Source organism: Microcystis aeruginosa FD4, from assembly GCF_009792235.1.
GTDB lineage: Bacteria > Cyanobacteriota > Cyanobacteriia > Cyanobacteriales > Microcystaceae > Microcystis > Microcystis viridis.
This window is the reverse complement of record NZ_CP046973.1, coordinates 1,183,948-1,197,014: the sequence shown is the minus strand read 5'-3', so window position 1 is coordinate 1,197,014 and position 13,067 is coordinate 1,183,948. Positions and strand designations below refer to the sequence as shown.

12 protein-coding genes are annotated in these 13,067 nt (G+C 41.8%); 4 read left to right on the top strand and 8 right to left on the bottom strand.

Annotated elements, in window-relative coordinates:
* Nucleotides 1–5: 5 nt before the first annotated feature.
* The 5 genes from GQR42_RS06115 to bchL all read right to left on the bottom strand — a co-directional run bounded on the left by GQR42_RS06115 (nucleotide 6) and on the right by bchL (nucleotide 5,678).
* Nucleotides 6–809 (bottom strand): nucleoside phosphorylase, encoded by an 804-nt coding sequence (locus GQR42_RS06115; protein WP_158199285.1) that lies wholly within the window; start codon nucleotides 807–809, stop codon nucleotides 6–8.
* Nucleotides 810–920: 111 nt separating this feature from the next.
* Entirely contained in the window at nucleotides 921–1,565 is a 645-nt protein-coding gene (locus GQR42_RS06110; RefSeq protein ID WP_158199284.1) for an RloB family protein, read from the bottom strand.
* 1 nt (nucleotide 1,566) lies between these two features.
* Nucleotides 1,567–2,859, bottom strand: a complete 1,293-nt coding sequence (locus GQR42_RS06105; RefSeq protein ID WP_158199283.1) for an AAA family ATPase — start codon at nucleotides 2,857–2,859, stop codon at nucleotides 1,567–1,569.
* A gap of 171 nt (nucleotides 2,860–3,030) precedes the next feature.
* Nucleotides 3,031–4,431, bottom strand: coding sequence for a ferredoxin:protochlorophyllide reductase (ATP-dependent) subunit N (locus GQR42_RS06100; protein WP_158199282.1), 1,401 nt, complete (start codon nucleotides 4,429–4,431; stop codon nucleotides 3,031–3,033).
* Between the two features lie 377 nt (nucleotides 4,432–4,808).
* Nucleotides 4,809–5,678 carry a ferredoxin:protochlorophyllide reductase (ATP-dependent) iron-sulfur ATP-binding protein gene (gene bchL / locus GQR42_RS06095; protein WP_002773281.1) on the bottom strand — a complete coding sequence of 290 codons (870 nt, stop codon included), beginning with the start codon at nucleotides 5,676–5,678 and terminating at the stop codon, nucleotides 4,809–4,811.
* 460 nt (nucleotides 5,679–6,138) lie between these two features.
* Between bchL and GQR42_RS06090 the strand changes: the two genes are divergently transcribed.
* Both GQR42_RS06090 and GQR42_RS06085 read left to right on the top strand, forming a co-directional pair.
* Nucleotides 6,139–6,984 carry a hypothetical protein gene (locus tag GQR42_RS06090; protein WP_158199281.1) on the top strand — a complete coding sequence of 282 codons (846 nt, stop codon included), beginning with the start codon at nucleotides 6,139–6,141 and terminating at the stop codon, nucleotides 6,982–6,984.
* A gap of 4 nt (nucleotides 6,985–6,988) precedes the next feature.
* Nucleotides 6,989–7,174 carry a hypothetical protein gene (locus GQR42_RS06085; protein ID WP_002766362.1) on the top strand — a complete coding sequence of 62 codons (186 nt, stop codon included), beginning with the start codon at nucleotides 6,989–6,991 and terminating at the stop codon, nucleotides 7,172–7,174.
* Between the two features lie 175 nt (nucleotides 7,175–7,349).
* On the opposite strand, the gene GQR42_RS06080 is transcribed toward GQR42_RS06085, so the two are convergent.
* Together GQR42_RS06080 and GQR42_RS06075 are read right to left on the bottom strand one after the other, a co-directional pair.
* Nucleotides 7,350–8,558: a 4-hydroxy-3-methylbut-2-enyl diphosphate reductase gene (locus GQR42_RS06080; RefSeq protein ID WP_158199280.1), complete on the bottom strand. Its 1,209-nt coding sequence runs from the start codon at nucleotides 8,556–8,558 to the stop codon at nucleotides 7,350–7,352.
* A gap of 94 nt (nucleotides 8,559–8,652) precedes the next feature.
* Complete coding sequence (locus GQR42_RS06075) at nucleotides 8,653–9,126, bottom strand: CRR6 family NdhI maturation factor (RefSeq protein ID WP_158199279.1); 474 nt, start codon at nucleotides 9,124–9,126, stop codon at nucleotides 8,653–8,655.
* 664 nt (nucleotides 9,127–9,790) lie between these two features.
* Here GQR42_RS06075 and GQR42_RS06070 point away from each other — a divergent pair.
* Together GQR42_RS06070 and GQR42_RS06065 are read left to right on the top strand one after the other, a co-directional pair.
* A complete protein-coding gene (locus GQR42_RS06070; RefSeq protein WP_158199278.1) occupies nucleotides 9,791–10,057 on the top strand; it encodes a UPF0175 family protein in 267 nt (88 codons plus the stop codon).
* On the top strand, nucleotides 10,054–10,284 hold the full coding sequence (locus GQR42_RS06065; RefSeq protein ID WP_158199277.1) for a hypothetical protein: 231 nt from the start codon (nucleotides 10,054–10,056) through the stop codon (nucleotides 10,282–10,284). Before GQR42_RS06070 ends, GQR42_RS06065 begins: the two co-directional genes overlap by 4 nt.
* A 257-nt stretch (nucleotides 10,285–10,541) precedes the next feature.
* Here the strand turns inward: GQR42_RS06065 and GQR42_RS06060 are convergent, their stop codons facing one another.
* The gene (locus tag GQR42_RS06060; RefSeq protein WP_158199276.1) at nucleotides 10,542–13,061 is read right to left on the bottom strand and encodes a formylglycine-generating enzyme family protein; all 2,520 of its coding nucleotides are present in this window, start codon (nucleotides 13,059–13,061) and stop codon (nucleotides 10,542–10,544) included.
* Nucleotides 13,062–13,067 lie beyond the last annotated feature (6 nt).

The window sequence follows — 13,067 nt, the reverse complement described above, 5'->3', positions numbered from 1 at the left end:
GAAAATTAATCCATTGAGGATAGGGAGAGGTTGCTAACAGTCAATATTGCCACCTGAATCGCTTTTTCGATGGCTTGTTGTTTGCTTTCTAAACTAATCCCTTCCTCTTTACTTCTTTGAGCAATCACACCACAAATACAAGCGGCAGTAAATCCATAAACCCCCGCCATTTTAAATAAAGTTCCCGCTTCCATTTCATAGTTGAGAATATTTAAACGTCGATATTCTTCCGTAATTCCCTCTAAATGACGCTGAAGATAAGGGTTAGCAGAAGACAGGATTCTTTCCTGTCCTTCATAAAAACTATCCACAGAAGCGGTAATACCTAAATGATAATTTACTCCCAAAAATTGAGCCGATTTGACTAGAGCAACTGTCAAAAAAGGATCCGCCACTGCGGGATATTCTGGAGGAGCAATATCATTAGCTGCACCTTGCCTACATAAAGCAGCTTGGGAGATAATAATATCACCAATTTTTATTCTATTTTGAATTGCGCCACAAGTACCGATACGAATAATAGTTTTAATTCCCACCTGTATTAATTCATTAACCACAATACTCAAAGATGGCGCACCCATGCCACTGGTAGCCAGAAGAATTGGGGTAGAATTATCTAGGTAGCCAAGATAACTATTTAATCCGCGATAATCCGATAGTAAACGTGCATTTTGTAAATAAGTTTCAGCAATATAGCGCGAGCGTTCTGGTTCCCCCGATAATAGGGTGATAGTCGGTTTTGCCGTGCCTAAATCCTCACTGCTAAAGTTGAGATGATAGGGTTTTTGGTGAGATAAGTTATTGGACATTTCAATCAAATTAAGAGCAGTTACTTTAGTTAAATAGGCTTTTAGTTATTATAACCACTTTAGGTTTAAATTAAAATTAAATATTTAATTACTGAGAAAAGAGAATCAAGCTTAAGGACGACTATTGATGTTAAGTTCTTGCACTAAGTCCTGTACTGTGGTTGAGGGATTGGCATCAAAAGGATGTTTTTTTGCTTCATCCCTATCTTGAATAAGTTTTGCTGCATTAGTGATTGCTGTTGTCTGGTATGGCTTTAATTTTTCGTACATATCCTCTCGATTTTTTTCATATTGTTCTTTTTCGTTTAATAATTCACACTTTTTCATCTGGGTATTTAAAATTTTTGTGTATTCACTTCGGGATGTGGCGATATCCAGATATTGAAAGTGTAAAATAAACCAAATTTCAAAAGCTTCATTAGAATAGGCAATCTTGATGTTTTTTTGTTTAGCCAGTCTTTCCGCTTGATTAAATTGCTCTTTAGAACAGTTATCTTTATCAAAAACACACCAGATTTGATCAAATGAGTCATCTTTTTTTAGATTATCTATAATCTGAATAGCTTTTTCGACTAAACTCAAGCTATTTTTACCTTCACCTTTCACCCTAACTTCAATTTTCTTAGGAACAGTAAAAGCCTTAAAATAGTTAACTTCAGTTTTTTCTCCCTCGCAAACAATTAAAAATCTTTTTCTTGTTTCTCTAGTCTTAGTTTGGCGACGAAAATAATCGGAATTATTCCTGTTGTTACTCATACTAATTACCAATAATTTTACTTAAATCACCAATAAAAGGTATTGCTCCATAACGACCTTGAATATAATCTTTTTCAAAGGTATTATTATTATTAATATCAGCAAATTCCACCAAAGAATATAAATCTGTTGCTCCTTGATGATTTTTTTCTGTAAACCAAATTTGATCCCTTCTTAAAAATTTATGACTAAGTAAATTAATATCGTGAGTAGTAAAAATAAGTTGAGCATTTTTGGGATTAGTTTTCTGAGAATTAAATAATTCTATTATACTTCTAGTCATTAAAGGATGAAGTCTGGCGTCCAATTCATCAATTACTAAAACTTCTCCTCTTTGCAAAGTGTCTAAAATCGGTGCTGACAGAGCCAAAATCTTTTTAGTTCCATCGGATTCATGATTGTCCATATCAAAAATTTCTAACTCAATCATTTTACCTTTTGAGTCATACTTTGGATGATAGGTTTTTATGGTAGCGGACTTTATTTCACCGCTAGAATGACTGATGATATTTCTGACAACATCTGGTAAATCTTGCGGGAGACTATCTAAGGAAATTTTTCTGCTTTCTATTTCTAGGTTGAGATTGTCAATACTTAAATCTAATTTTTTAATTAACTTAGTTACATCATCAATCAAATCTTGTCTATTGGAAAGATGCTCAAGCGTAATCGCTTTTAATAATTCCACATCTAACCCAGACACAACACCTAAGTGACTAAACCAAGAGACAATTTCCACCGCTAGAGAATCATTAAATTGAGCCGCTAGTGATAAAAACAGAGTATTTTTTTTTGTCAATCCTCTTAGTATATTACCTTGTTCAATATTTTTGCTATATTCTATTTTATCGCCTTGCCGATTAAAAATTTTAGTTTCACGACTTCTTGGCGTACAAAATAACCATTCGGAAACTACTCGCTTTTGAGTTACTTCAAATCCATATCTATAAGTTTTATTTTTTAGCTGAAAAACTATTTCAAAAAAGGATGGTTTATCAACAGTTTCGGTACTTAATCTAAAGGGTTCCACATCTATTTTGTCAGTGATTTGTAATTTAGCAGAATTCATGACAAACCGTCGCATAAAATTGAATGCCAGAATTAAATTACTCTTACCACTGGCATTTGCTCCATAAATAGCGGCACTTTTCAGTAAACTAAATTGTTGATTAACCTTAAAAACATTATTTTTATCAAGCTCATCATTACCATAGGCATCCTCGGCAGCTACCATACTGAGAGTTACTACATCTTTAAAAGAGCGATAATTGCCGACACTAAATCCGATGAGCATTGCATATTAACCCTAACAGTCTCTAAGGAATATAAGGAGACGATACTTTTATTTTATGCACTTGTTGAGCATTTGAACAAGAATTGTCCTCAGAATCAGCAAACAATCACAGGAAAAAAGGCAAGGAAAATCAATTCCTTACCTGATGACTGTAGACTTTTGACAACAAACTTACACTTTTGCTGACTCTTTAACTAACTTATCCCAACCCAATTCCTTGAGGTTATTGTTGCGACGCAGGGGACGAGTAGCTAATTCTAAAATATCTCGCGCATTGGTAAAACCGTGGATTTGAGCAAAAGTAAATTCTACCGACCATTTAGTATTAATTCCCCGCGCTTCTAAGGGATTTGCATGGGCCATTCCTGTAATCACTAAATCGGGTTTTAACTCGTAAATGCGCTGAATCTGATTGTAGTTATCAGGTTTTTCGATAATTTTCGGGATGGGAACACCCATATCATTACAGGTTTTTTCTAGTAATGCTAATTCGGCCGCTTGGTAGCGTTTATCCATGTAAGGAATACCGATTTCATCACAAGTCATCCCACAGCGAATTAGGAAACGTGCCAGAGAAATTTCTAGTAAATTATCCCCCATAAAGAAGACCGATTTACCGCGCACAAGTTGCAGATAATCCTCTAAACTTTCCCAAATTTTTGCCTCTCTTTCCTCTAATCCTTGCGGTTGTATTCCCAAAACTGAACAGATTTTTTCTATCCAAGCGCGGGTTCCATCCGGACCGATGGGAAAGGGTGCGCCAATTAATTTACACTTACGACGACGCATTAAAGTGGTGGCAGTTCGTGATAGAAAAGGATTGACACCAGCGACATAATAACCTTCTTCAATTACCGGTAATTCAGTAAAGCGCTTGGCCGGCAACCAACCATCAATTTTAACTCCTTGTTTTTTTAATTCTAGGGTTAAATTAGTCACAATCGGGTCGGGAACGGAACCAAATAAAACCAAAGGAGGATGGTCTTTATATTCCGATTCTTCCTGTTTAATTTCTTCTTTTTTACGTCCAAAAGTTAAGAGTTTCTGGATGGCATTCCGTTCTTCTTTTTCATCTTCATGCTTAACTTTTTCGGGACATTTATGCACCATAGAAGCGAGGACGGTATCTTCCCCTTGGGTAAAGGCATAATCTAAACCATTAGCGCGTGCTGTCACGATAGGAATACCGATTTCTGACTCTAGTTTCGGTGCTAATCCTTCCAAGTCCATTTTGATAATTTCGGTGGTACAAGTACCGATAAAAACGATAACGCTAGGGTTTCTATCTCGTTTAATTTGTAAGCAAAGGCGTTTTAGTTCTTCGTAGTCTTTTAGTTGAGCGGAAATATCCCCTTCTTCTAATTCAGCCATGGCATAACGCGGTTCGGCGAAAATCATCACCCCCATGGCATTTTGCAGGAAGTAACCACAGGTTTTTGTGCCGATAACAAGGAAGAAACTATCTTCGATTTTTTGGTATAACCAAGCAACACAGCTAATCGGACAAAAGGTGTGATAGTTGCCAGTTTCACAATCAAATTGTAAAGCGCTCGGTTCTTGAGTGGCGGTCATGTTTTTTAGTTCTCCTTTAACTTGGTTTATTTAGGTTTTCTCGTTTTATCTGTTCTCTAATCTTTTGTAGTTCACTATCTTGTGATGGATTAAAAGTTTCTAGTTTCTTCTTCTGACGGATCAAAATTCAATCCTCAGACTTCTACCAGTTTGTCCCCATCGGAATTAAGCTGACAAAAGAAATACATACATACTGATAACTTAAGTTCTAAAGCTGCATCGAGTTGGGTGGTGGGCCAGTGGGTAGGGTGGGTTAGACGACGATGAGTTAGGCTATTAACTAATAAGTTAATTATTCGCCGTAACCCACCCAGAAAAAGAGTTTATTGGTGGTTATTGGTGGGTTACGCTGTCGCTAACCCACCCGACAAAATAATCTAAACCATCATTAGATCTAATTCCGCCTCGGCGTTAACTTTGGGTTTATCGGCATTAAGATAGAAATCTGATAATAAAGTGAATAACTCCCGGTCGGCAGATTCTTTGGGAATAACTCCTTCTGGTTTGGCTAAAATCTGATCGGCAATGTTGAGATAATAGTCACAAACGTAACTTAACATCGGGTCTTTGTCGGCCATTTCAAAGAGAGTTTGACCTTTAACTCTGGAGACGCGAATATCTTCAATTAAGGGTAAAACTTCTAACACTGGCATGGGAACATGATCCACATATTTATTAATTAAATCGCGTTTTGAGGTGCGATTACCAATTAATCCAGCTAGTCGCAGGGGATGGGTGCGCGCTTTTTCCCGGACGGAAGCGGCGATGCGATTGGCGGCAAAAAGAGCATCAAAGCCGTTATCTGTGACAATTATGCAGTAATCGGCGTAATTTAAGGGTGCGGCAAATCCTCCACAGACCACATCCCCCAAAACATCGAACAAAATCACGTCAAATTCATCAAAAGCGTTCAATTCTTTTAATAATTTCACCGTTTCCCCGACGACGTAACCGCCACAACCAGCGCCGGCAGGAGGACCACCCGCTTCCACACATTTGACACCACCGTAACCATCATAGATAACGTCTTCGGGCCAGATGTCTTCGTAGTGAAAATCTTTTTCTTGTAGGGTATCGATGATTGTGGGAATAAGAAAGCCTGTGAGGGTGAAAGTGCTATCATGCTTGGGGTCACAGCCTATTTGTAGGACTTTTTTGCCTCTTTTGGCTAAAGCAGCCGAAATATTACAGCTTGTTGTCGATTTACCGATGCCACCTTTTCCGTAGACTGCGAGTGTTAAAGGCATGGAAGTTCTCCTAAATGTACGCTTGAATGGTGAGTTTGTTTATCAGTGCTTCGATCGCAATTATTGACCATCTCCCCACCCCTTGGCAAGAGGCTCAATTTTTATCTGCTATAGCTAGAGTGAGATTGAAAGCGTAAAAATTAGATAAATAATTTTTTAGAGCTTATAAAGTTTCTTAAAGTCATAAAAATTTATAAAAACAGCTTTGTTTATACATTTACTTTAAATACAAACAATAAACAAAAAATCGCCAAAGCTTTACAAAAACTCGATAAACAGGGTTTTACCGTGCCAAACCCAGACAAAAAAGGCCAAGATAGAGGCAGTCTAGAGACTGATGTAAGATTTTCGTGAATAATCATTACAATTTTCCCGGTCAGCAGATTAAATAAATCGATCCTGAGAAGGATGCTGAAAAAAGCTGTAGTACAATGAGAACAAAGTACCTGTAGGGTTTCCTATGCGAGTTAAGCAAAAAACGCTGACTACACTCTTGTTGGAGAATAAGGCTCCTAAATATCGTCCTTTTCTGGGTTTTTTTCTGGCTGGGGTTCCCTTGCTCTTTTTAGCATATTTGGTTTTTTTCCAGCGCGCTTATCTCGACTGCATTAGGTTAGGCACAAAAAGAATAGATTGTCAATATGTCCAAGAGTATAATTTTCCTATTTCTAGTCGGGAAAATTTTTCTTTAACTCACATTAAAGCTACGGCTGTCTATCAGGAAGTTTTTATCAGTGTTGAGCAGAAAAAAACTGTTAATAACACGGTTTTATTGGTCGGAAGAAATAACTATCTCTACATCGAGAATTTTCGGGATGTGCAGTCAGCTAGTGATTTTAAAACTCGATTTGAGAGTTTTGTGAACAGATATCAAACTCAGGAAATTATTGCCAAAAGTTCCCTAGATACCTTGTCAGCACTGCTAGAACAGCACCATAATTATCCCTATTATCTCTGGGGTATGTTGTGCTTATTGTCTGGTCTATTGTTACTTTATGATGTCAGCTATTGGGAGAGTTATGTCTTTAATCAGGGTACCTCTACCCTAACCCGTAAGCGACAACATTTAACTTTTAGAAGTGAAAGTGATTATCTTCTAGAGAGAATTGTTGAGGCAAAAGTAGAAGAGTACAAAGGCTTTTTGGGGTCTAATTACCGACGGATTATTTTAACCTTATCCAACGGGGAAAAAATTATCCTCAATTGCCGGTTACTGGAATCTATCAGTAACGGAAAAAGGGAAGAAAAAATTCTGGCAATGATTGCCGAAAAGTTAAACTTAACTCAAGAGGAACTGTTAATCTAAGTAAATGCGCTCAAATTCTAGTTATTTAAAATCTCTTTTTTTCGGTTTCCTATTAGTGACCGTGTTAGTTTATGTATTACGCGGCATGGGAATATTATCCTTTTTACCCGGAGGATTAATTTTGTTATTAATTCTGTCTTCCGTGGTGACGGGAATCCTCTACGGAATCGATAAAACCCGCCGTTTTTAGGAAAATATTGGCTCTTCCTTCCAGACAGAAACGAGAAGAATCCAACGGTTCTAACGTCAATGTCAAGATTGCGGTCGTTAGTTTCTGAGCAATCCCACTGATAAAAATATCGGCTGTATCTCCTATTTGTGATCTGAGATGCAGCCATTGCCAAAGGCTAACACACCTAGGCTAATTAACCCGGGACTAAAGAAGATTTGAGCGCAAAAATTTTCTCGATTACCTCTTCTACCACCTTATCGGGAGTGGAAGCACCAGAAGTAACTCCGACGATAATTTTTCCCTCATTTAACCAGTTATCGGTGATGATTAAATCGCCACCTAAAGGTTTATGTTCGATGCGATTACCGGGGAGAATGCGCTCGGCACTATCGATATGATAGGAGGGAATGGCACGCTCGATCGCTATTTCCTGTAAGTGAGTGGTATTAGAGGAATTATAACCCCCAATTACCACCATTAAAGAAAGCGGTTCTTTCACCAGTTCAAACATGGCATCTTGACGCTCTTGAGTGGCATCACAGATGGTATTAAAACTCATGAAATGATCTTTAAAATCGATCGGTCCGTACTTTCTCAACATAGTATGCTCGAAGAGTTTGCCAATTTCCTCCGTTTCACTTTTCAGCATCGTGGTTTGATTGGCAATACCGATATAATCTAGATCGCGATCGGGATCGAAACCCTGGGAATGGGCATTTTTAAACTTATCCAAGAACTCGTTTTTATCGCCACCGTGGAGAATATAATTAGCGACATAATTAGCTTGAGCCAAATTTAAAACAATTAGATAAGTGCCAGCAAAAGAGCTAGTGGCGATCGTTTCTTCGTGATTATATTTGCCGTGAATAATCGAAGTGTGGTCGCTTTTTTTGTGCTTTTCCACGGAATTCCACACCTTAGAAACCCAGGGACAAGTAGTATCCACAATCATGCAACCCTTGTCGTTAAGTATTTGCATTTCCGAGACACTGGCCCCAAAAGCAGGTAAAATCACCACATCCCCCGATTCCACCACAGTAAAGTCTTTTTGGCCATTTTCCACCGGAATAAAACCCACGGCCATGGAGCGCAGACGCTGATTAACCGAGGGATTGTGAATAATTTCGTTAGTAATCCAGAGACGTTCCTGGGGAAAATGTTGACGAGTTTCGTAGGCCATAGCGACAGCGCGTTCTACTCCCCAACAAAACCCAAAAGCTTGAGCGAGATAGATCGTCACGTCACCCCGTTGTAAACGATAATTATTTTCCCGAATTTCTTGGATCAGGTCGCTTTGATACTCATTGGTCATCGCATCCATTACTTCCTCTTTATGACCGAATCCCTTGCGGTTATAGTTATCCGATTGCTGTAGGGTACGTTTAAAGGATTTTGTATCCATGATTCTCTGATAGGGGTATTGGTGGTGCTAAATTGGGCTAGACAGTAGCTTGCCATATATTAAAAATACCTTATCTAGTCAGCGCAGGAGGCTTTTAGAGACGAGAGAGAAATTCCTCGTCGATATCGTAACCAAACTGTTGAGCGAAAAATTTTAAGCGAGATAAAGCAGGAATTTGCTGACTTTTCAGCCAATCAGACAAAATAAAGAGTTTTTGCATCACAAAAATCTCCAAAGCTTCGGGATTATATTGAATTCCTTCCTGACGATGGAATTGATGGGGGACTAACATAGCGGCATAACGGGCGATTTCTCCGTGTTTTGGGTCAAGAATAAAGATTAACCAAGGATAAACCGCATCCAAACGCAGAAACCACAGCCTGACTTCCGCTATCTCCGATAATTCCCGCATATCACCCTCCCCGCGAGGATAATCTATCTCTAATTGTAGAGCTTGTTCCAGTTTTGCGATCGCTGATCGGGACCGATAATCTTGAATAATAGTCTCTAAGGATGAGAGATCGAGATTTTGAATCTGATTGGGGTTAAGAGCGATCTTGACAGTCATAGGCGCAAATAAAAGGTTATATCGGGCGAAATTACCGTTTTTTATCCCTAGATCGACAATGATCTATCTCAGAAAATACTCTTGATCGGGACAAAAAAACTGGGTATGACTATTCTCTCACTCCAGAGCGAGAGAGGGAAACCAGACTAATAATTAATAAGCTACCCGCGCATTTAAATTGCTTGTTGAGATGAGGCACTCTTGCAACAGTAAAGGGATTGGGGGGAGGTTCGGCTAATCTAATACCATTTTTCTTTATTCGTAGCAGGCATAACCGGGTGCATCTCCTATTGGTGATTTTCTCTCACCTATAGGTGAGCAGCAGAAGTTATTCAAAGAGGGCGAAGGCAATTCGCCCCTACAATAATATTATTGCGTCAATGGTAGGGGCGCATCGTGGTCAGTGAGTTGAGCGAACTGCGTGCGCCCAAAATGTCCTCTAGATATTTCGACAAAATTGAGATGCACCCAAATTATCCCTATTCTTTTTCCTTCCACACAAAAACCGGAAGAACCCTCTATTTCACCTATGATAGAACTAAGTAGGTAGGTGTTAAAAGTTGTCAGATACCCCCGCCTATCGGCACCCCCCTTATTAAGGGGGGCAGGGGGGATCGAACCTAAAATCCATTTTTAATTTAATTATAACCAGCTACTTAATTTTATGCAAATCACTGTTGATATTCCCGACGAAATCGCCCAGAGATTAGGTCAAACAGGCGATAATTTGGCTCATAAACTGCTGGAAATGGTTATTGCTGATACTTACCGTGCCGGTGTCTTGAGTACGGCCGAAGTTGGACGCATCCTTCAATTACCTTCTCGGTTAGAAACTCATGCCTTTTTAAAGCGGATGGGAGTCTATCTGAATTATGATGAAACTGAACTGGAATGCGATTTGCAAACTCTCAAAGAACTCAGAGCGAAATGATAGTTGTCTCTGATACTTCTCCGATTTGCTACCTGCTCTTAATTGACCAAATTATGATCCTACAAGAACTGTATGAGCTTGTGGTCATTCCTGAAGCTGTAGCTGATGAATTAAAGTCCTCAGAATCTCCATCTATCGTTCGCAATTGGATTGCTAACCCCTTGATAATGTACCTTTTGGGCGAACGCAGTTCGCCCCTACATTGTGGACAAAATCCGTTACTGTAGGGGCGCAAAGCTTGCGCCCTCCGAGATCGATTGGGATATTATTCCCACGCAAGTCCCTAAGGGGGGATCGAACCTAAAATCCATTTTTAATTTAATTATAACCAGCTACTTAAATCTGGTTATTAAAGACTGATTATTTATTCCCCTTTTTCCATGAGTGCATGAGTAGAAAACGGGTTTCTCGGAGAAACCCGTTTTCTGTGAAAAAATTCCAGAAAAGGGAATGAGGGTAAAAAGGGAAAAAAAGAGAAAAAGGGTTACAAAGTCCTCCGGGCACCGCACACCACGCGAAAACTGACGTTGTTGTTGTTGTCGCGGCGGTTGTAGAAGTAACGGTAAGCGGAACGGCAGTTATTTGGATTGAAGTACCAAGAACCGCCCCGCACTACACAAGATCGGTTATCCGTCAAGAGTTCATTTATACTATTTAATACATTTTGATAACGATTATCAATATTTTTTTCGTCCCAAACGCTCCCGTCTGTGGGCGGTGCGCCTTGATAATCACCGTGCCACGGATCTAAACACCACTCCCAAACATTCCCGTGCATATCGTACAGCCCGAAAGCGTTGGGGGGATAGGAGCGGACGGGGCTGGTTTTCCCCGGAGATTTTTTCGCCTTTTCTTGTTGATAGACCCTTGAACTATCGTAATTCGCCAGTTTTCCCGTGATCGTCTCGCCAAAGTGGAAGGGGGTGGTTGTTCCCGCTCTACAAGCGTATTCCCACTCGGCCTCACTCGGTAAACGGTAATTTTTTCCCGTGTGACGGGACAGACGAGCGCAGAATTCGATCGCATCGTACCAACTCACGGACTCGACGGGGTTGTTATCGCTTTCCTTAAAGCGCGCGGGGTCTAGATTGAGGTCTTTTCCTTCCCGCGGTAGGTTGGCCACGAACCGCCATTGCACCCGCGTAATCGGAGTTTGGCTCAGGTAAAAGGCACTCACGCTCACGGGGTGTTGGGGTTTTTGAGACTCACGATCGTCCTTTTCTCCTGGTGAACCCATCAGGAATTCGCCCCCCGGGATAGCAACCATGGTCAGGGGTTCGATTTCCTCGCCTAGGGGTTCCTTGTAGTAGTAGGCCTCCAGGTGTTCTGTTTTGGTAATTTCTCCCCGTTTATCGACGTATAGGGTCTCGAAGGTGAATTTAGGGAGTTCTTTGGGGGTCAAGATTTCCTGTTTTCGCTGCCTCACGCTCTCCTCGATGTTTCCAGCGATATCGGCGTACTCTCCCCCCCAAGTGCGGAGAACAGCAGCGTCCACCTCGGCAAAGTAGAGAGAGCGATCGCTGACTGCATCCTCTAGAGAACCCTGTGGATTAGGGATTAGAGCCTGAAAATCGCGAAATTCGCCGTAATGGTCGCGAATATAATCGCCGATGCCCCGCCAAATATCGATCGTGCGTCTAGCGGCACTATCTGCCAACAGTAGCTGACGAATGCCGGGGTAAAAATCGTACCAAGCATCCGTAACCGTCGCTCCCTCTGGACTAAAAATAGACTTTTGCACCAGTCCGCTAAAAAAGACCTCCGCTAGATGCCAATGTTTACTATCGGGTAAAAATCGCCTTTGTGCCAATCGCATCACTGGAGGAATCAGGGGAACGGCCGCCAGCACTTTAGCCAGTTCTCGGGCCAAGGGACTGGCATCGATTAAAAAGCCTCTCAATAACTCTTCCGGGGATTCCGCTCCGGTCGCGGCTGCCTCTTCTTCTCCGGTTTCACCCATATCCACCCCCGCAGTGGTCGATCGCATTAAAACCCCCTGAATGGAGTTACCACCGCTCCCAGCGATAAATTTCGCCCAAGTTGCAAAGTGAGCGGGGGATAGATTGAAAATAGGGAACCGATAGAGAATCTGCTTCGTGCGGAGTCTTTCCCCCACTTGCAGTGTTGCGTTGGCAGCAGCGGGAGCGAGTGCGATCAAAGGCCGGAGGATCGCCCCCTCTAAAGCGGTTCGTGGCCATAGCTGCTGCGGGAAAATGTGAGCGATGGTGACGGGATGTTCTTTTCCCAGATCGGCCAGGGTGGCAAAAGCAGCTCCCGATCGCCAAGCTTTCCCCAAAGTATCGGTTAAAACAATAAAAAGTCGGTTCCCAGAGGGTGCCACCAGACTGCGAGGGTTCCGTTCGATTTGCCCCGCACCAGAAAGTAAACGAGGTTGATTTTCACCCGTCTCGAACCACCAAACCCGCACGTCCCGAAAAAAGCCTTGCCAACGGAAGAGAGTGGTCATTCCCCCCGCTAGATCTCCCCAAAATTCCATCGGGGGAGAGCGATCGATCAGCAGGTGAACCTCTAACCAACGTTCTAGGGGGGGTCGGAAAGCGAGAATCGGCAATCCCCCCGCTTCGGCCGTCCGTTCCACTGTAACCTCGATATCCAACTCGTCGGCCCGTAATCCAGGCACGCGACGCGCTAGGGGGAGAATTGCCTTACTGATGGCCGCGGGTTCAGGTATCGGAAAGGGATCGGGGACGCGGACGGGAGAAGAACGATCGCTCTCGACCGAATCGCGCTTCGGGGGGGGCTGCGTCGAGCGATCGATGTTTTCGGGATGGACAATGGGAGTGGTTGACTCGATCGCTCCGGGGGGAGGGGTTTCTTCACTGCTGCCGGATGACCGGTTATCTTCCTTGTCATTAGATAGGGTTGATTCCGACTGTTCGGGCTGCTCCAGGGGCGCGATAATGCGATCGAGGTAAGCAGCGCACCAGATCAGTTCTGCCATTTCCCTCTCGTCTTGCCACCAGATGGCTTTCTTCCCTTCCATCTCTCC